Source organism: Streptomyces nymphaeiformis (assembly GCF_014203895.1).
GTDB lineage: Bacteria > Actinomycetota > Actinomycetes > Streptomycetales > Streptomycetaceae > Streptomyces > Streptomyces nymphaeiformis.
The window spans coordinates 490,589-508,207 of the sequence record NZ_JACHJY010000002.1; the positions used below are offsets into that span (position 1 = coordinate 490,589).

A 17,619-nucleotide genomic window follows, 5' to 3' on the forward strand; every position below is an offset into this window, starting at 1 on the left:
CCACGTTCCGGAACGGACGGCGGATTCCGCATTCGAAGCGTGGAGTACCGTCCTCGCAATCAGCCGAGTGCCCGCCGCGCCGCGTCCCCGGCGGCGGACTGACGCGCCGCACGCGCAGTCCTCGGTCACCGCCCAGCGACGCCGAACAGCTTCCGCTCGACCGCGGCGGTCAGCTTCGGGTACAGGCCCGGCAGCAGGCGGACAAGCCGGTCCGCGGTCCTGGCGTCGGAGCCGACGCGGATGCGCGGGGCGCCGGCCTCCACGCCGTCGACGATGACGCGGGCGGCCTGTGAGGCGGGCATCTTCAGGAGCTTGTCGTTGTACACGCGCGTGCGGTCGAGTTGGGCCGCCGTCGGGGCGAGGCCCTGGTCGCGTGCCTGCGACAGGGTGGCGGTGGCGATGTTGGTCTTCACGCCGCCGGGGTGGACCACGGTCACCCGGACCGGCAGGCGCTCGCTCAACAGCTCGGTGCGCAGCGCTTCGGTGAACCCCCGGACGCCGAACTTGCTCGCGCAGTAGGCCGAGAGGGTGGGCTGCGCCAGATAGCCGTTGAGGCTGGAGACGTTGACCACGTGCCCGTCGCCGGAGGCGATCAGGTGCGGCAGGAAGGCCTTGGTGCCGTGGATGACACCGAACAGGTTGACCGCGAGCGTCCGGTCGTAGACCTCCCAGTCCGCCTCCAGGACCGTCTGACCGCCGCCGCTGATCCCGGCGTTGTTGTAGATCTGGTGCACCACCCCGTAGTGCGCGGCCACGGCCGCGGCGTACGTCTCCACCTCGGCACGGTCGCTGACGTCGAGGCGCGCGGTGTGCACCTCGGCGCCCAGCGCCCTGGCCCGGTCGGCGGTCTCGCCGAGGCCGATGTCGTCGACGTCGCTGACGGCCAACCGGGCGCCGCGCTTGGCCAGTTCGAAGGCCAGTCGGCGTCCGATGCCGGAGCCGGCGCCCGTGACGACGGCCACCTTGTCGCGCACGCTGTTGCTCATACGGGTTCTCCTGTCGATGGGGCGGGCACGGGGCGGGCCCCGTGGGTACGGGCGAGTTCGGTGGTGAGCTCGACGAGACGGCCGAGGACGCCGGGAGCCAGATGGTGGCCCATGCCCGCGATCTCCACGTGCCGGGCGCCGCGGATCGCGGCGGCCGTGGCGCGGCCACCGCTGGGATGCACCATGAGGTCGCGGTCCCCGTGCACGACCAGCGTGGGCGCGGTGATCCGGCGCAGTTCGGCGGTGCGGTCGCCGGAGGCGCGGATGGCGTCGATCTGCCGGGCCACCGGCGCGCCGGAGCGACCGCCTCCCGTGCGCTCCCACACGGCGGTCGCCCAGGCCCGCTCCCACGCCTCGTCGGGCGGGAAGCCGGGGCCGCCGATGTGCGCCATCAACTCCAGGTGCCGGGTCACGGACTCCTCGACGGTGGCGGCCGCGGGCTTGACCAGCCGCGCGACGGTCGACCAGGCGGGCCGGCCGACCCGACGGTCGCCGGTGGTAGAGAAGATCGAGGTGAGAGTGGCGACCCGGTCGGGGTGGCGGGCCGCGAGGGTCTGCCCGATCATGCCGCCCATCGACATGCCGACCACGTGGGCCCGGTCGATGCCCAGGGCGTCCAGGAGGCCCAGGGCGTCGGCGGCCATGTCGGCCAGGTCGTACGCGTCGGGGCGGGGCCGGGCCAGCAGCTGGCGCGTCCGGCCCGGCGGCGGCGCGGCGATCCGGCTGGACCGGCCGGCGTCCCGGTTGTCGAACCGCACCACCCGGAAGCCGCGGTCGGTGAACCCGTCCACCAGAGGGGCCGGCCAGGAGGTGAGGTCGAGGCCGAGGCCGGCGACCAGCAGCAGCGGTTCGCCGTCGGCCGGGCCGTGCACCCGGTACGCGAGCCGAGGGCCGGCCGGCAGGTCGACGAACAGGTCCTCGGCGGCGGCTCCGCCTTCCGGCGTGGTCGCGGTGCCCCTGGTCACGGCGGCTCCCTCTTCCGGGGCCGCCGGGGTCCCGCGGGTCACGGCGGTGTCTGCCACGCCGTCGTCCCTGCCCGTCACGCCGTCGCCTCCGCCCGGACGGCGGCCCGGGAGAACACCAGCTCCGGGTCGGCGACGCTGCCGGACCGCAGCAGCCTGACGTCGTCCCGGTAGTCCATCGAGGTCAGCCACGGCATCCGGTCCCCCTGGCGAGGCAGCGAGTCGACGGCGCGCCGGACGTATCCGGCCCCGAAGTCCAGGAACGGACGGGTCGGCATCCCGGGGTCCGCCGGCTCGGGTCGGCAGATGTCGTAGCCGTGGGCGTCCAGGTGGGCGAGGAGACGGCAGAAGTGCTCGCACAGCAGGCCGATCTTCAGCGTCCAGGAGGAGTTGGTGTAGCCGATGGCGAAGGCGAAGTTCGGCACGCCGGAGAGCATCATGCCCTTGTAGGCCAGGGTGTCCGGCAGCCGTACCTCCCGGCCGTCGACGGTGAGGCGGATGCCGCCGAACGCCTGCACGTTCAACCCCGTGGCGGTGACGACGACGTCCGCCGCCAGCTCGCGACCGGACTCCAGCACGATGCCCTGCTCGGTGAACGTGGCGATCCGATCGGTGACCACCGAGGCCCGGCCCTCGCGGATCGCCCGGAACAGGTCGCCGTCGGGGACCGCGCACAGCCGCTGGTCCCAGGGGTCGTACGGCGGGTTGAAGTGCAGGTCCACGGGGTAACCGGCAGGCATTTGGCGGGTGTTGACCCATCGGATCAGGCGCCGCGCCGCCTTCGGGAACCTCTGGCAGAAGCTCCAGATCAGACGCTGCTGGACGATGTTCTTGCGCCGGGCCAGTGCGTAGCCGCGCCGCTGGCCGAGGTACTTCTTCAGCGCGTTGGCGACGACGTCGGCGCGCGGTATCGGCAGGACGTACGTCGGCGTGCGCTGCAGCATGGTGACGTGCGCGGCGGTGTCCGCCATCGCCGGTACCACGGTGACCGCGGTCGCCCCGCTGCCGATCACCACCACGCGCTTGCCCGCGTAGTCGAGCCGCTCCGGCCAGTGCTGCGGGTGCACGACCGGACCCCGGAACCGGTCCAGGCCCTCGAACCGGGGCGTGAAGCCCTCGTCGTAGCGGTAGTAACCGCCCGCGCAGAACAGCCAGCCGCAGGTCAGCGTGGAGCGCTCGCCGGTGTCGGTGCGCTCGACCTCGACGGTCCACCGTGCGTCATCGGTCGACCAGGAGGCGCCGAGCACCTTGTGGCGGTACCTGGTGTGTGCCTCCAGGCCGTTCTCGGCGGCCGCCTGCCGCAGGTAGTCCAGGATCCGGGGCGCGTCGGCGATGGACTGCTCGTCGCGCCAGGGCTTGAACTCGTAGCCGAAGGTGTGCAGGTCCGAGTCCGACCGGATGCCCGGATAGCGGAACAGGTCCCAGGTCCCGCCGGACGCCTCGCGCGCTTCGAGGATCGCGAAGCTCTTCGACGGCAGCTCGGTCCTCAGGTACCGGGCGGCGCCGATGCCCGAGATCCCGGCTCCGACGATGAGGACGTCGAGGTGTTCGACGGCGGACCTTGCGGGGGACGAGGACACGGGCAGCTCCCGGCAGTGGTGGTGGAAGGGTGCGTCCATGGTGGTGCCGCCACGGCCCGGCACCAACGTGCAAACAGCACCAGCCTGATCGCGCGAAGGTGACGATCTGCACCAGTACGATGGGCGCATGTCGTGGCAGTCGCCCTCTCCCCGGGTGCGGGAGCTGATCCGCCGGGGCGCCGAGATCGCGCTCACCCCCTCGGCCGACTGGCTCGCCGAGCTGGACGCGGCGACCCTCTCCGGCGAAGCCAGGCGACAGATCGCCGCCGATCCCGTGCTGGCTGCGGGGACACGCCGTACCAACCGCTCCAACCTGCTGTTCTGGGCTGCCTCCAACGTCCGCGCGCCGGGGGAGCCGGTCCCGGCCAACGACACGGAGGCACCACTGGCCGTCGCCCGGGACATGATCCGGCGGGGCCTGGACGAATCCGCCCTGGACGCCTACCGGGTCGGCGAGAGCGTCGCCGTGCGGATGTGGACGCAGATCGCCTGCTCGCTCACCGGCGATCCACAGGAGCTGCGTGAACTCCTCGACGTGTCCCTGCGCTCCATCTCCGCCTTCGTGGACGACACGGTGGGCGCGATCTCGGCCCGGATGCGCGCCGAGCGGGACGAGCTCACCCGCGGCACCCACGCGGAGCGCCGGGAGACCGTCACCCTGCTCCTCGAGGGGGCTCCGATCACCCGGGAGCGCGCAGAGAGCCGCCTCGGCTACCGGCTGCAGCCGACGCACACCGCCGCGATCGTCTGGACCGAGGCCCCCGACGCCGACCTGAGCCGGCTCGACCGGGCGGCCGACGCGCTCGCCGAGGCCGCCGGCCAGCTCCGCCCCCTGAGCGTCATCGCCAGCGCCGCCACCCGTTGGCTGTGGGTGCACGGTCGACCCGACGGCGACCGGGCGCGCGCCGCACTGGACCAGCTGCCGGACGTGCGGGTCGCGGTCGGCTCCACCGCACCGGGCGTCGACGGCTTCCGCAGCAGCCACCTCGACGCCCTGACCACCCAGCAGATGCTCACCCGTCTCACCTCACCGTCCCGGCTGGCCTTCCACCACGAGGTGGAACTCGTCGCCCTGCTCACCGCGGACCCCGAAGGCGCCGACCGGTTCGTCCAACGCACCCTCGGCGAGCTGGAGACCGCGCCGCCCGAGATCACCGAGACGCTGCGCGTCTTCATCGCCGAACAGTGCAACGCCACCCGGGCCGCCGCCCGGCTGTTCACCCACCGCAACACCCTGCTCCGGCGCCTGGCCCGCGCCGACCAGCTCCTGCCGCGCCCGCTCGCCCAGCACACCGTCGAGGTCGGCACCGCCCTCAAGGTCCTCCAGTGGCGCGGACACCCCTGACACCGCCGAAGCGCGCTGTGCGTCACCTCGTGGGAGCGGACGCGCTTCGCGGCTCGACGCTCATCGGGCGGCGTCCGACGCTGCGGCGCCGCGTCCACCACAGGGCGACGACCAGGATTCCCGCCGCCCCGTACGCGGTGGTCACCCCCACGGCGCCGGTGACCGGGCCGACGAGGTACGCCACCGCGCCGGCCAGGGCGACGCCGAGCCACTCCCAGCGACCGTCCAGGGCGACGAGGGCGATGAGCAGCAGGGCGTACCAGGAGTAGCCGGGAGTCAGCAGGAGGAACGTCGTGCCCGTCGTCGACAGGGCACCGTGCCAGGGGCGTTCGGGGTCGCCGCGCCACCACACCGCCGCCGACACCGCCACGATGACCAGCATCGCCACGGGCGGCGCCCACGCGTCGGGCAGCACGAGGCGGAGCAGGGCGTAGCGGCCGCCCGCGCCCGCGTCGTCGTAGCCCTCCTCCCGGACGTAGCCGCTCAGGTAGCCCAGGACCGAACCGTCGGAGAGGAGGACGTACGGCAGGTACGTCAGCACCACCGTCGCCGCGGCCGTCAGCGCCACGGCCGCGACCGTACGGGCCCGCCGGATTCCGGACAGCGCGCCGGGCAGGAGCAGCGCGGGCAACAGCTTCGCGGCGACGGCCAGACCGAGCAGCACCCCGCCCGTGACGTGACGGCGGCGTGCCACCAGAGCGAGCGCGCCGACCGACAGGAGCACGGCCAGGACGTCCACGTGGGCGTTGTCGACGGCCTCGACGGGGACCGCCGGGCACCACGCCCACAGGGCGGCCCGGCGGGGATCCCCGCGCCGCCGCAGAACACCGAGCAGGAGGCCGCTGACGGCCAGGGCGAGAACGGCCGAGCCCACCTGGAGCCCCTTGTGGCGGACGCCTTCCGGCGACAGGGCGTGGACGAGGAGGAACCAGCCCTCGGCCACCGGAGGGTAGATCGTGTGGACGGCAGGCCTGTTGATCCGGGTGCACCGGCCGTCGCCGAGGGACGCGAGGGCGGCGCCGTCCCGCTCGCAGACCGCGGCGCGGGGGAAGAGCCAGTCGTCCCGGAGTCCGGCGAGCGCCGGGTCCGCGGGCGCGTGATCGTACGGCGAGACGCCCGATGCCTGGACCCGGCCGTCCCACGCGTACCGGTAGGAGTCCGTGCTCGTCCGCGGCGCCGCCACCAGGCCCGTCGCCGTCACCGCGACCGCTCCCGCGAGGACGAGCGGGACGACGTGCCGGCGGGGGACACGCCGCAGGGCGACCGCGGCCGCCGCGAACACCGCCCACGCGCCCGCGTACCCGGCCAGGAACCCGGTCCCGTGCGCGCCCGCGCGGAGCAGCAGGGCCAGCGACGCCGTCAGGAGCGCCAGCAGAAGCGTGGTGACGACGAGGGGGAGCGGGAGACGGTGGTCGCGGGTCATGGGCGCAGACTGGCAGCGCGCACGACGGGTGCGGAGGAGACCCGGCGGGGCGTTCGGGTTTCGTAAGGTGTCGGACCGTCCACGGCGCCGCTCGCGGCGGTGTCATGGACGGCATGACGTTCCGCATGCCCCGGCCGCCGCGCCCCGCGTTCCGGCCCCCGGCCGTCCGGCCGCCCGCCTTCACCGGGCGCCTCCACGACGCCAGAACCGCGACGGCCGTCGGCCGGTGGCTCGGCGCGGCGTTCGCCGTCTGCCTCCTCACCGGCCTCGTGAGCCACTACCTCCAGCAGCCGCCCGCCTGGCTCGCCGATCGGCTGCCCGCACGGCCGGCGTGGGGGTACGCGTTCACCCAGGGCCTCCACGTCGCCACCGGACTGGCGGCGATCGTGCTGCTGCTCGTGAAACTGTGGGCGGTGTACCCCCGGTTGTTCGTGTGGCCGCCGGTGCGGTCGGTGCGGCACGCGCTGGAGCGCCTGTCCGTCGCGGTCCTCGTGGCCTCGGCCGTCTTCGAGGTGCTGACGGGGCTGCTCAACATCGTCGAGTGGTACCCGTGGCCCTTCTCCTTCGTCCCCGTCCACTTCGCCGTCGCCTGGGTGGCGACCGGCTCGATCCTGCTGCACATCGCCGTCAAGGCCCCCGAGATCAGGGACCATTGGAGCCGTCGCTCGGCAGGCACCGAAGCCCTGCCGGTCCAGGACGCCGTCGACCGGCGCTCGTTGCTCCTCGCCACCGGCGGCGCCGTCGGCGTGGTGACGCTGACGACCGTCGGCCAGTCCTTCACGCCCCTGAAGACGTTCGACCTGCTCGCGCCCCGGCACCCCGACCACGGCCCGCAGGGGCTGCCCGTGAACCGGACCGCCGCCGCGGCCGGCGTGACGGCGCGCCGTCTGGCGGGCTGGCGCCTGGAGGTCGCGGGACCCCGCCCGTACGTCCTCACGCTCGACGCCCTCGGATCGATGCCCCGAGCCGGAGCCCGGCTGCCGATCGCCTGTGTCGAAGGCTGGAGCGTCGGCGCCGACTGGGGCGGGGTACGCCTCCGGGACCTCATCGAGCGGGCCGGCGGACGGCCCGGCCGGGACGCCGTGCGGGTGACGTCGCTCGAGGTGAGCGGGGCCTACCGGGTGATGGAGATGGGCGCGGAGTACGCGGACGATCCGCTCACCCTCCTCGCCCTCACCCTCAACGGGCAGCCGCTCACGCTCGACCACGGTTTCCCGGCGCGGATCATCGCACCCGGCCGGCCCGGGGTCCTGCAGACGAAGTGGGTGCAGAGGCTGGAGGTGCTGTGAGGACGGTGAGCGTGCTGCGGTACGGACTCGGGGCGCTGGGCCTCGCCCTCATGGGACTCGGAGCGTGGCTGGTGACGGACCAGCCGGATCCCCTCGGTGTGCTCGTGTGGCTGGCGGGCGCACTCGTCCTGCACGACGGGATCCTCGCCCCCCTCGTCCTGGCCGTGGGACTGCTGCTCGTGGGACGGCGCCGGCGGGGCCCGCTGCGCGGGGCGTTGCTGGTCGCGGGGAGCGTGGTCCTCGTGGCGCTCCCTCTTCTCGTACGGCCGGGAGCGCCGCCCAACCCCTCGGCGCTGCCCCTCCCGTACGGGCGGAACCTCGCGATCGTCCTGGCGGCCGTGACGGTGGTGACGGGCCTGCTGATCGCCGTACGGCGCCGGCGGGAGTGCCGTCAGGGGCGGGTGCCGGCGGACGGCTGAGGGGCGAGCGACAGGAACGTACGCCCCTCCCGTGTCCATTGTCCGGAGACGTCCCACCCGGCACGTCGCGCGTGCGCGGCCAGGGCGCGGCTGCCCACCCGGGCCCAGGGGAACGGCGCCCCGCGCCCGCCCCGGCCGTCGTCGACCCGTACCTCGCAGCACTCGTCGACGTCCACGGGCGCGCACTCCGCGATGAGGCGCCCCGAAGGCGACACGACGTGCCGGAGCCGGCGGAGCAGGGCGGTCGGGTCGCCACCGATCCCCATGTTGCCGTCGATCAGCAGCGCGGTGTCCCAGCGCCCCTCGCCGGGCAGCGGTTCGAAGACCGACCGGCACAGGGCCGACCCGCCGATCCGCAGGGTGCGGGCGACGGCCTCGGGGCTGATGTCGACGCCCAGGGCGCGCTGGCCCTCGGCGGCCAGCGCGGCGACGAGCCGCCCCGGTCCGCAGCCGACGTCGAGGACGGTGCCCCGACAGCGGTCGAGTACGGAGCGGTCGGCGCCGTCGGGGGCCGTGCACCAGCGCTCGATGTCGAGGGGCAGGAGCCAGCCGTCGTGCCGGCGCAGGAACAGCGGGCCCCTGCCGGTGCGCAGGGCGCAGTCGTACGGGTCGGCCCGCCACGCCGTCGTCGTGGTCAACGGCCCGCTCCCGTGGCCGCGGTGGTCAGTTCGGCGTACCGGGCCGCGAAACGGGTCCCCGGCGCGGCGGCCGCCACCTGCCGGGCGTCCGGGGCGGTGTCCACGTCCCGCAGGACGGGCAGGGTGCCGACGCGCAGCCCGGCCGCCCGCAGACGGGCGTACTGGACGGCCCCGGTGTCGGGTGTCGACATGGGGACTCCGAGGAGGAGGGAAGGGGCGGGACGGGCGAGAGCGAGGGCCCAGAAGCCGCCGTCGGCGGCGGGCCCGAACCAGGCGTCGTGCGCGTCCCGGCGCAGGGCGGGGGCCAGGAGCTCCGGTGTGACCTGCGGAGTGTCCATGCCGATGAGCAGGGCCGGCCCCGGGCAGCCGGCGAACGCGGCGGCAAGGCGCACGTCGAGCCCGCCGCCCGCCTGGGGCACGACCGCGAAGCCCGGTGGAAGCCACGGGCCCGGCTGCCCGTCGAGCACGAGGACGTGCCGGTCCGCCGGGACGCGTGCGGCGGCGGAGAGCGTGTCGGCGAGCGAGGCCTCGGCGAGCGCGGCGGCCTCCTCGGGGGTGAACGGGGGAGTGAGCCGGGTCTTCACGCGGCCGGGCCGGGGCTCCTTGGCGATGACGAGGAGGGTGGTGACGAGGGGCGCGGTCATGGACGGCCACCGCCCGACGCCGCGGGCTTGTGCGGAGAGAGGCTGGTCACGGACGGCCACCGCCCGCCGGTGCCGGTTCGTCGAGCACCTTGCGCATGTCGTGGACCGCCTGCCACGTGCCCTTCCACGTGCCCGTGACCTTGGACCGGCCGGTCCGGGGCAGGTACGGAACGTCGACCTCGCGCACCCGCCAGCCCGCGTCGGCCGCCCGGACGACCATCTGCAGCGGGTAGCCGCTGCGCCGGTCGTCGAGACCCAGGCCGAGCAGCGCCTCGCGGCGGGCCGCCCGCATGGGGCCGAGGTCGTGCAGCCGCAGCCCGGTGCGCCGGCGCAGCAGCCGGGACAGGGCGAGGTTCCCGGCTCGGGCGTGGGCCGGCCACGCGCCGCGCCCGGTGGGGCGCCTGCGGCCCAGCAGAAGGTCGGCGGAGCCGTCGGCCACCGCGCCGACGAGGCCGGGCAGCAAGCCGGGATCGAGGGAGGCGTCGCAGTCGCAGAAGCAGACGAACTCGGCGTCGGAGGCGAGCAGTCCGGCGTGGCAGGCGGAGCCGAAGCCGCGCCGGGGCTCGTGCACGACGGTGGCGCCGTGCGCGGCGGCGACGGCCGCCGATCCGTCGGAGGAGCCGTTGTCGACGACGATCGCCCGCCATCCGGCCGGCACGCGGGCCAGGACCCAGGGCAGGGCATCCGCCTCGTCGAGGCAGGGAAGGACGACATCTACGGTCATGGGTGTCACATGCCTCACCGTAGGAACCGCAGGGCCTTCCGGGGCCGCTCCACTCCTTACGAAACGCGAACGTCCGCCGCCGTACGCCCGAGTGGCCGTGACCGCCCGCCGGGCGGATGCGACGCTGTGCGGCATGAGCGAGCACAGCGCCCCGCCGCCCCCGGCCCGGATCCTGGTGGTCGACGACGACCCGACCGTGGCCGAGGTGGTGACCGGATACCTCGGCAGATCCGGGTTCGCCGTGGAGCACGCGGCCGACGGCCCCGACGCCCTGCTGCGGGCCGAGGAGCGGCGGCCGGACCTCGTCGTGCTCGACCTGATGCTGCCCGGTCTCGACGGTCTCGAGGTGTGCCGGCGGCTGCGGGGGACCGGGCCGGTGCCGGTGATCATGCTGACCGCCCGCGGCGACGAGGAGGACCGGATCACGGGCCTGGAGGTGGGCGCGGACGACTACGTCACGAAGCCGTTCAGCCCGCGCGAGCTCGTGCTGCGCGTCGAGTCCGTGCTGCGGCGCAGTCGCGGAGCCGGGCCGGCGGCCGGCCGGTCGGTCCTGCGCGACGCGGACCTCACCGTCGACCCGGTCACCCGGAGGGCCACCCGCGCCGGCCGCGAACTCGCCCTCACGCTCCGAGAGTTCGACCTCCTCGCGTACTTCCTGGAGAGGCCCGGCGCCGCGCACACCAGGGAGGAGCTGATGCGCAGGGTGTGGGGCTGGGACTTCGGCGACCTCTCCACGGTCACGGTCCATGTGCGGCGTCTGCGCGCCAAGATCGAGGAGGATCCGGCGCGGCCCCGGCTCATCCAGACCGTATGGGGCGTCGGATACCGCTTCGAGCCGCGGAAGGACGGGGGAGCCTCATGAAGGACGTCCTGCTGATCGCCGTTCTCGCCCTGGCGGGAGCCGTCTGCGCCGGTCTCGCCGGAGCGATCGTCCTCCGTCTCGTACGGCACCGTTCGGTCGCGGTCTCGCTGACGGTGGTCGCGGCCGTGACGGTGACGGCGATGCTCGCCGGGACGCTCGCCGTCGCGCAGGCGATGTTCCTGTCGGGGCACGACCTGTGGGTGGTGACCGTCGTCGTCGCCATGGCGGCCCTCGTCTCGCTCGGCACCGCCCTCGTCCTGGGCCGCTGGGTGGTGGCCCGCAGCCGGGCCCTCGCCCGCGCCGCACGCGACTTCGGCGACGGCGGCAGCTTCTCCGCGCCCGACGGCGCCGCCACCGCCGAACTCGCCGCGCTCAGCCGTGAACTGGCCGCGACCAGCGCCAAGCTCGACGCGTCCCGCAAGCGCGAGCGTTCCCTGGAAGCCTCGCGCCGCGAGCTCGTCGCCTGGATCTCCCACGATCTGCGCACCCCGCTGGCGGGGCTGCGCGCCATGGCGGAGGCCCTGGAGGACGGCATGGCCGACGACCCCGCCCGCTACCACCGGCAGATCCGCACCGAGGTCGAGCGCCTCACCGCCATGGTCACCGACCTCTTCGAACTCTCCCGCATCCACGCCGGCGCCCTGATCCTCAGCCCGAGCCGCATGTCCGTGTACGACCTGGTGGGCGACGCCCTGAGCGGCGCCGACCCGCTGGCCCGCGAGCACAGGGTGCGGCTCGTGGGAGAGGAGGTCGCGGCCGTGCCCGTCGAGGTGGACGGCAAGGAGATGACCCGGGTCCTCGCGAACCTCCTCGTCAACGCGATCCGTCACACGCCGGCCGACGGGACCGTCGCGGTCGCGGCCGAACACCGTGCGGACGCCGTCGTCCTGTCCGTCACCGACGGCTGCGGCGGCATCCCCGACGAGGACCTCACCCGCGTCTTCGACACCGGCTGGCGCGGCACCGAGGCCCGCACCCCGCCGGCCGGCGCCGGGCTCGGCCTCGCCATCGTCCGCGGCATCGTCGAGGCCCACGCGGGCCGCGCCGAGGTCCGCAACGTCCCCGGCGGCTGCCGCTTCGAGGTCACCCTGCCGGCTGCGGCGGGCTGACCGAGGTCAGGAGAGGCCCGCCGAGGCCCGCTGCCCGGCCCCGGCGAACTCCGTCATGCCCTCGGCGAAGCCGACCACGGGTCGCCAGCCGAGCTCGCCGCGCAGCCGCGACGAGTCGGCGGTGACGTGCCGGACGTCGCCGAGCCGGTACTCGCCCGTGATCACGGGCTCGGGGCCACCGCACGCCCGGGCGAGCGCGAAGGCCATGTCGCCCACGGTGTGCGGCTCGCCGCTGCCGGTGTTGTACGTGTCGAGCCCGCCGGCCGGCAGGCCGTCGGCGGCCTCGAGCGCGACCAGGTTCGCCGCCGCCACGTCCCGTACGTGCACGAAGTCCCGGCGCTGACCGCCGTCCTCGAACACGCGGGGCGCCTCGCCCCGGGCGAGGGCCGAGCGGAAGAGGGAGGCGACACCGGCGTACGGGGTGTCGCGGGGCATCCCCGGCCCGTACACGTTGTGGTAGCGCAGCGAGACCGCCGTGCCGCCCACCGCGCGCGCCCATGCCGCCGCCAGGTGCTCCTGGGCGAGCTTCGTGGTCGCGTACACGTTGCGGGGGTCGACGGGGGCGTCCTCCGCGACCAGGCCGGGGGCGAGTTCGGCGCCGCAGGCGGGGCAGCGCGGTTCGAAGCGGCCGGCGGCGAGGTCCTGGGGCAGCCGGGCGCCGGGCCGTACGACACCGTGCGCGGGGCACTCGTAGCGCCCCTCCCCGTACACGACCATCGACCCGGCGAGGACGAGCCGCCGCACGCCGACGTCCGCCATGGCGGCGAGCAGGACCGCCGTGCCGAGGTCGTTGCTGCCCACGTACTCCGGCGCGTCGGCGAACCCCTTGCCGAGACCGACCATGGCGGCCTGGTGGCACACCGCGTCGACCCCGTGCAGTGCGGCTCGGACCACGAGCCGGTCCCGGACGTCCGCGTGGAGGAACTCCACGGCCGGCACCTCCGGGGTCACGCCGTGCGCGCTGGGCAGCAGGGCGTCGAGAACCACCGGCTCGTGCCCGGCCTTCGTGAGGGCGGTGACGATGTGCGAGCCGATGAACCCGGCTCCTCCTGTGACGAGTACGCGCATGGGAGCGACGCTACGGACCGGATCCGGGATCAGCGGGAGCCCGCGCCGGTCCGTAAGACTTCCGTCATCGGTCGCGCAACACGCAGAAGCGCTAGGACGCCTGTCCTAGTTGCAGGGTGAGGGCCGTGGGGGTTACGTGGTGGCCGAGGGTGCGGGGACGACGCGGGCGCAGATCGTCGACGCCGCGAACCGGCTCTTCTACGTGAAGGGTTTCGAGCACACGTCGTTCGCGGCGATCGCCGAGACGGTGGGCATCTCGCGGGGCAACTTCTACCACCACTTCAAGAGCAAGGACGAGATCCTCGGCGCGGTCATCGAGGCCCGGCTCCAGAGCACGCGCGCGATGCTCGCGGAGTGGGACCGGGACGAGCCGGGCCCCGCCGAGCGGGTGCGGCGGTTCGTGGAGATCGTCATCGCCAACGGGGCGGACATCCAGGACTTCGGCTGCCCGGTCGGGACCCTCACGAACGAGCTCGCCAAACTCGGTCATCCCGCGCGGCCCCAGGCCGTGGCCGTCTTCGACCTGTTCCGTACGTGGCTCCGGGCGCAGTTCGAGGAGCTCGGCCTCGCCGTCGAGGCCGACGACCTCGCGATGCACGTCCTGGCCTTCAGCCAGGGCGCGGCGACCCTGTCCAACGCCTTCCACGACGGAGAGTTCGTACGGCGGGAGGTCGACCGCCTCCACGCCTGGCTGGACGAACGCCTCGCGCACGGCCGCCCGATAGCGGGCTCCGCTCACTGACCCCGCCCACCGCCAGAAGTCAATCGAAGGAGATCTACGTGTTCGTCGTCCTGCTCCGCTTCGCGGCCGACAAGAGCCAGGCACCGGATCACATGGCAGACCATCAGGAGTGGATCCGGCAAGGCGTGGAGGACGGAGTCTTCCCCGTCGTCGACGACCGGCGGCTGTTCGAGAAGATCAGTCTGGAAGGGTTCCAGTCGGGACTCGGCTGGCGGACCATCCTGGCCAGGCGGGAGAACTTCCGGAAGGCGTTCGCAGGCTTCGACTTCCATCTGGTCGCGGAGTTCACCGAGGCCGATGTGGACCGGCTCCTCCAGGACCCGGGGATCGTCCGCCACCGGGGCAAGATCGAGGCCGTCGTCGACAACGCCCGCCGAGCGGTCGACCTGGCCGCAGAGGAGGGCTCGCTGGCCGCGTTCTTCTGGCGCAGCGAACCGGGCCCGGACGAGGTGGACCCACCGCAGACGGTCTCCACCTCACCGGCTGAGCCAGGCCGATGCGATGGCGCCCTCCAGACGCTGACCCGGTGACCGGCGGTTGGCTCATGCTTGACCGCTGGTGCCGGTGCCCTGGGGCCCGGAAAGCCTTGACGGGGGTCTTCGATGGCGGTCGATGAGCTGGTACGCGCGCGAAGACCAGGCGCCGCGGGCGACGCGTCTGATGTCAGGCCGCACGACGGGCACGCCGCCGCGCGCTGTGCCGCGGGTCAGGCGAGGACGTTGACGGCTCGGGCGACCACCAGGCCGAGAATGAGCAGGGAGACGAGGGACTGGACGCCCATGGTGATCTTGGCCCACGGCGCCAGGGGCATCACGTCGGTGGGGCTGAACGCGGTGGCGTTGGTCAGCGCGAGGTAGAGGTAGTCGACGAACCGGGGCCGCCAGTCCGCCCTCGCCACTTCGGGGTTGAGCTGTTGGGGGAAGGCGAGCGCGGGCGTTGCGGGCATGTGGTGGGCACGCGCAGCGGCCCCGCCGCAGTCGAGCTCGAAGTAGAGCATGGAGAACGCCAGAACCGTGCAGGCCCATACCGTGCTGCCGCTCTGCAGCAGACTGGTGGCGGAGCCCGTCTCCTTGCCGCCCTGGAGGATGTCGTCCACCAGCCGGACGGTGGACCAGACGGCGCTGAGCGCGAGCACGCCCACCAGGGCGATCGACATGGTGCGCAGTACCGTCGAGCGCCGGTCGATCCGGCCGGGGTCGCCGGCGATGAGCGCGAGCAGAAGCAGTCCCTCGACGGCCGGGAGCACCCAGCGAGGCGCCAGACGGAGGTCGTCGGGAAGCAGGAGGGTGAGCACCATCGCGGCGACGACGGCCGCGGCCATCGGCCACCGGTGCTCACCGACGGGCCCGTGCGGACTCGATCTCTCGGTGGGCTCGGGGATGCGTCCGGTCACGGTTCAATGGCCCTTACGTTCGAGTGCGGAGTGGTTGTCGCCGTCCTGCCCTCGGAAGATATAGCGGGCAGGTGGGCAGGCCGCGCATCTCACGGCCTCAGACGGGTGTCAGGGCCGTGTCCGTCGGACACGGGTGCAGGCGAAGAGCGCTGCGGGCGTCCCGGGCTCGCTCCCGAGAGAGAGGCCACGGCTTCCGCTCAGAGACGGTCCGGGCCGCCGCACCTGTGGGGGTGAGTCCGGTACCCGGGCGGCCGTATCCGAGCCCACCTGCCGTGCGCGGCCCCGGTCCGTCCGGGTGAGGAGGGATCGTTCCTGCGTATCGGCCGGGCTGTGGGAGCCGGGAACCGCACCGGTTCCCGCATAGCGTCTGGTTGCCCGGTCGGCCCGGACCGGCGTTTCGGTCCGCGGGCTGCTCCGCGGGCGATCCGCCTCCTCATCATGGCCGGGAGAGAAACCGTGTTCGTACCGTCGACGATCGACCACGCTGCCAGGAAGCACAGTCCCCGGCTCGCGTACTGGATGGTCCAGGCCGCCGACCTCGCCTACAAGGACGAGGCCACCGTCGAGGCCGAGGCGCGAGGCTGGGGCTTCGACCGGGTGCGCCACCATCACACGCGGTTCACCCCGCCGTTCCCGCTGGCGGACACCCAGGCGTACACGATGGCCAGCGACAAGATGATCATCGCGGGATTCCGGGGCACCGAGCCCGCGCAGATCCGGGACTGGCTCTCGGACACCACCACACCCCCGTCGCCGGGGCCGGCCAGGACCGGCTACATCCACTACGGCTTCGGTCAGGCCCTCGACTCGGTCTTTCCCGCCGTGAGGGACGCGCTCGCGGACTTCCGCGACAACGAGCAGAGCGTGTGGTGCACCGGACACAGCCTCGGCGGTGCACTCGCGATGCTCGCGGGCTGCCGCATGTACCTGGAGGAGCCGCGGCTGCAGGCGGACGGCATCTACACCTACGGCCAGCCCCGCACCTGCGACCGGCTTCTGGCGGCCTCCTGCAACAAGACCTTCAAGGACCGCCTGCACCGTTACGTCAACAACAACGACATCGTCCCGCAGCTGCCGCCCGAGCCCGCCTACACCCACGTCGAGACCCTGCACTACATCGACGCAGGTGGCCGCGTCCGCTCCTCCATGCCGCTGACGGACGCGCTGACGGACCGGCTCAAGGGCGCCACCGCCGATCCCTTCGCCCCCGCCAGTGACGCCCTGCGTGACCACCCCGTCAAGAACTACGTCGCAGCGATGGAGAAGAACCTCGCCTGAAGGATCGAGACGCCGACGACGGAAGTGCCCCGACCCCCTCGCGCCGACGGCCCGTCAGCCGCCCGGGACCGATCCCCTACAGCCGGGCCGGCACTTCGGCGCGCTCCTCCTTCGGCCGGGCTCGCGTGGGGAAGGGATGTCCGAGCTCGTTGATAGCGTGCCGCTGCCCGGCCGGATCGATCATGGAAGGACGGCAGTCGTGCAGGGAGTGGCACATCACGAGGTGAACGACGAGCGCATAGCCCAAGCGCTCGAGGACATCGGGGGGAGGGCCTTCGGCCGCTGGCACAGCATGCGTTACGGCTCCTTCCGCCTCGACGGACTGCGCGAGATGGGCGACGAACTGCTCGACCACGTCGCCGCCCGCACCCTGAGCGCACCGGAGCTCGACGACGCGTCACGCGTCGTGCTGCTGACCGCGGCGGAGTGTGCGCTGGGAGTGATCAGCCTGGGCTGCTATCCCAACGGCGACCAGGAGATCCGGTTTCCGCTGGTCCACGAGGAGCTGACGAGCGAGGAGCTCGCGTTCCAGGACGTCATCGACGAGGCTCCCACGGCGCGGACATGGCTGGACACCTTCGCGGCGGTCGTGGTCAGCGGCCTGGTGTGGGAGTGGCGGCGGGTCACCGGACTGCTGCTCCGGGACGACTTCGCGTCCGCGATCCGCGACGGCGTGCCGTATTCGGAGCTGACGTCGGTGTCGACGCCGGCCGATCTGGCGGCCATGGAGGCGCTGTGCGGCTATCTGACCGAGGAGAGCGGGCACCTCCCCCGCGACTGGCCGACCGTGCCCCTGCGCAAGCCCGACCCGGAGGAGCGCGTCGAAGCCGTTCGACGGCTGGACGCGGCCGACGGGTTGACGCCGGACCAGCAGCTGCTGCGCGTCCTGCTCGACGACGACCAGGCGGCCTTCGAGGACGCACTCGTGGCCCGGCTGGTCGCACACCGCGAGAGCGTGGGCACGGACCCCGCCCCACGGACGCTGCTGCCCCTGGACACCCTCGCCCTGACCGCCCTCGCCGTCCAGGTGCACGGGTGGGAGCTGCGCGTCCGCTCCGGCTACCTGCCCCACGGCATCGTCGGCCGCACCGACGCCCTCCGACGAGCCGCGGACACCGAGCGGAACGACCTCGGCCACTGGCACGCCAGGTAGCCAC

At 73.6% G+C, this 17,619-nt stretch carries 18 protein-coding genes; 9 read left to right on the top strand and 9 right to left on the bottom strand.

Features of this window, described 5'->3' with window-relative positions; translation table 11 throughout:
- Positions 1 to 125: 125 nt before the first annotated feature.
- The 3 genes from GGE06_RS08070 to GGE06_RS08080 all read right to left on the bottom strand — a co-directional run bounded on the left by GGE06_RS08070 (position 126) and on the right by GGE06_RS08080 (position 3,567).
- Positions 126 to 986, bottom strand: coding sequence for an SDR family NAD(P)-dependent oxidoreductase (locus GGE06_RS08070; RefSeq protein ID WP_184930383.1), 861 nt, complete (start codon positions 984 to 986; stop codon positions 126 to 128).
- Entirely contained in the window at positions 983 to 1,951 is a 969-nt protein-coding gene (locus tag GGE06_RS08075) for an alpha/beta fold hydrolase (RefSeq protein ID WP_184930384.1), read from the bottom strand. Before GGE06_RS08075 ends, GGE06_RS08070 begins: the two co-directional genes overlap by 4 nt.
- A 74-nt stretch (positions 1,952 to 2,025) precedes the next feature.
- A complete protein-coding gene (locus tag GGE06_RS08080) occupies positions 2,026 to 3,567 on the bottom strand; it encodes a flavin-containing monooxygenase (RefSeq protein ID WP_184930385.1) in 1,542 nt (513 codons plus the stop codon).
- A gap of 88 nt (positions 3,568 to 3,655) precedes the next feature.
- On the opposite strand from GGE06_RS08080, the gene GGE06_RS08085 reads away from it, so the two are divergent.
- Entirely contained in the window at positions 3,656 to 4,873 is a 1,218-nt protein-coding gene (locus tag GGE06_RS08085; protein ID WP_116157176.1) for a PucR family transcriptional regulator, read from the top strand.
- A gap of 22 nt (positions 4,874 to 4,895) precedes the next feature.
- On the opposite strand, the gene GGE06_RS08090 is transcribed toward GGE06_RS08085, so the two are convergent.
- Positions 4,896 to 6,296 carry a glycosyltransferase 87 family protein gene (locus tag GGE06_RS08090; protein ID WP_184930386.1) on the bottom strand — a complete coding sequence of 467 codons (1,401 nt, stop codon included), beginning with the start codon at positions 6,294 to 6,296 and terminating at the stop codon, positions 4,896 to 4,898.
- A 113-nt stretch (positions 6,297 to 6,409) separates the two neighbouring features.
- Between GGE06_RS08090 and GGE06_RS08095 the strand changes: the two genes are divergently transcribed.
- Positions 6,410 to 7,585: a molybdopterin-dependent oxidoreductase gene (locus tag GGE06_RS08095; RefSeq protein WP_221517891.1), complete on the top strand. Its 1,176-nt coding sequence runs from the start codon at positions 6,410 to 6,412 to the stop codon at positions 7,583 to 7,585.
- Positions 7,582 to 8,004 carry a hypothetical protein gene (locus tag GGE06_RS08100; RefSeq protein WP_312883053.1) on the top strand — a complete coding sequence of 141 codons (423 nt, stop codon included), beginning with the start codon at positions 7,582 to 7,584 and terminating at the stop codon, positions 8,002 to 8,004. The genes GGE06_RS08095 and GGE06_RS08100 overlap by 4 nt, the downstream gene beginning before the upstream one ends.
- Here the strand turns inward: GGE06_RS08100 and GGE06_RS08105 are convergent.
- The 3 genes from GGE06_RS08105 to GGE06_RS08115 are packed head-to-tail and all read right to left on the bottom strand — an operon-like array spanning position 7,977 to position 10,010.
- On the bottom strand, positions 7,977 to 8,642 hold the full coding sequence (locus GGE06_RS08105) for a class I SAM-dependent methyltransferase (protein ID WP_184930388.1): 666 nt from the start codon (positions 8,640 to 8,642) through the stop codon (positions 7,977 to 7,979). The two genes, GGE06_RS08100 and GGE06_RS08105, sit on opposite strands and share 28 nt — an antisense overlap.
- Positions 8,639 to 9,286, bottom strand: a complete 648-nt coding sequence (locus GGE06_RS08110) for a TIGR04282 family arsenosugar biosynthesis glycosyltransferase (RefSeq protein ID WP_184930389.1) — start codon at positions 9,284 to 9,286, stop codon at positions 8,639 to 8,641. Before GGE06_RS08110 ends, GGE06_RS08105 begins: the two co-directional genes overlap by 4 nt.
- Positions 9,287 to 9,332: 46 nt before the next feature.
- Positions 9,333 to 10,010, bottom strand: coding sequence for a glycosyltransferase family 2 protein (locus GGE06_RS08115; RefSeq protein ID WP_116157172.1), 678 nt, complete (start codon positions 10,008 to 10,010; stop codon positions 9,333 to 9,335).
- Positions 10,011 to 10,143: 133 nt separating this feature from the next.
- On the opposite strand from GGE06_RS08115, the gene GGE06_RS08120 reads away from it, so the two are divergent.
- Positions 10,144 to 10,872 (top strand): response regulator transcription factor, encoded by a 729-nt coding sequence (locus tag GGE06_RS08120; protein ID WP_116157171.1) that lies wholly within the window; start codon positions 10,144 to 10,146, stop codon positions 10,870 to 10,872.
- Positions 10,869 to 11,981 (top strand): sensor histidine kinase, encoded by a 1,113-nt coding sequence (locus tag GGE06_RS08125; protein ID WP_184930390.1) that lies wholly within the window; start codon positions 10,869 to 10,871, stop codon positions 11,979 to 11,981. Before GGE06_RS08120 ends, GGE06_RS08125 begins: the two co-directional genes overlap by 4 nt.
- 6 nt (positions 11,982 to 11,987) lie before the next feature.
- On the opposite strand, the gene GGE06_RS08130 is transcribed toward GGE06_RS08125, so the two are convergent.
- A complete protein-coding gene (locus tag GGE06_RS08130) occupies positions 11,988 to 13,049 on the bottom strand; it encodes an NAD-dependent epimerase/dehydratase family protein (protein WP_184930391.1) in 1,062 nt (353 codons plus the stop codon).
- A gap of 136 nt (positions 13,050 to 13,185) precedes the next feature.
- Here GGE06_RS08130 and GGE06_RS08135 point away from each other — a divergent pair, with 136 nt between their 5' ends.
- On the top strand, positions 13,186 to 13,791 hold the full coding sequence (locus tag GGE06_RS08135; protein ID WP_312883054.1) for a TetR/AcrR family transcriptional regulator: 606 nt from the start codon (positions 13,186 to 13,188) through the stop codon (positions 13,789 to 13,791).
- 38 nt (positions 13,792 to 13,829) lie between these two features.
- Positions 13,830 to 14,321, top strand: coding sequence for a DNA-3-methyladenine glycosylase I (locus GGE06_RS08140; RefSeq protein ID WP_312883055.1), 492 nt, complete (start codon positions 13,830 to 13,832; stop codon positions 14,319 to 14,321).
- 176 nt (positions 14,322 to 14,497) lie between these two features.
- On the opposite strand, the gene GGE06_RS08145 is transcribed toward GGE06_RS08140, so the two are convergent.
- The gene (locus tag GGE06_RS08145; RefSeq protein WP_184930392.1) at positions 14,498 to 15,184 is read right to left on the bottom strand and encodes a hypothetical protein; all 687 of its coding nucleotides are present in this window, start codon (positions 15,182 to 15,184) and stop codon (positions 14,498 to 14,500) included.
- Positions 15,185 to 15,640: 456 nt separating this feature from the next.
- Between GGE06_RS08145 and GGE06_RS08150 the strand changes: the two genes are divergently transcribed.
- Together GGE06_RS08150 and GGE06_RS08155 are read left to right on the top strand one after the other, a co-directional pair.
- Positions 15,641 to 16,462, top strand: coding sequence for a lipase family protein (locus GGE06_RS08150; protein WP_312883056.1), 822 nt, complete (start codon positions 15,641 to 15,643; stop codon positions 16,460 to 16,462).
- 199 nt (positions 16,463 to 16,661) lie between these two features.
- Complete coding sequence (locus tag GGE06_RS08155) at positions 16,662 to 17,615, top strand: immunity 49 family protein (RefSeq protein ID WP_184930394.1); 954 nt, start codon at positions 16,662 to 16,664, stop codon at positions 17,613 to 17,615.
- Positions 17,616 to 17,619: the final 4 nt, after the last annotated feature.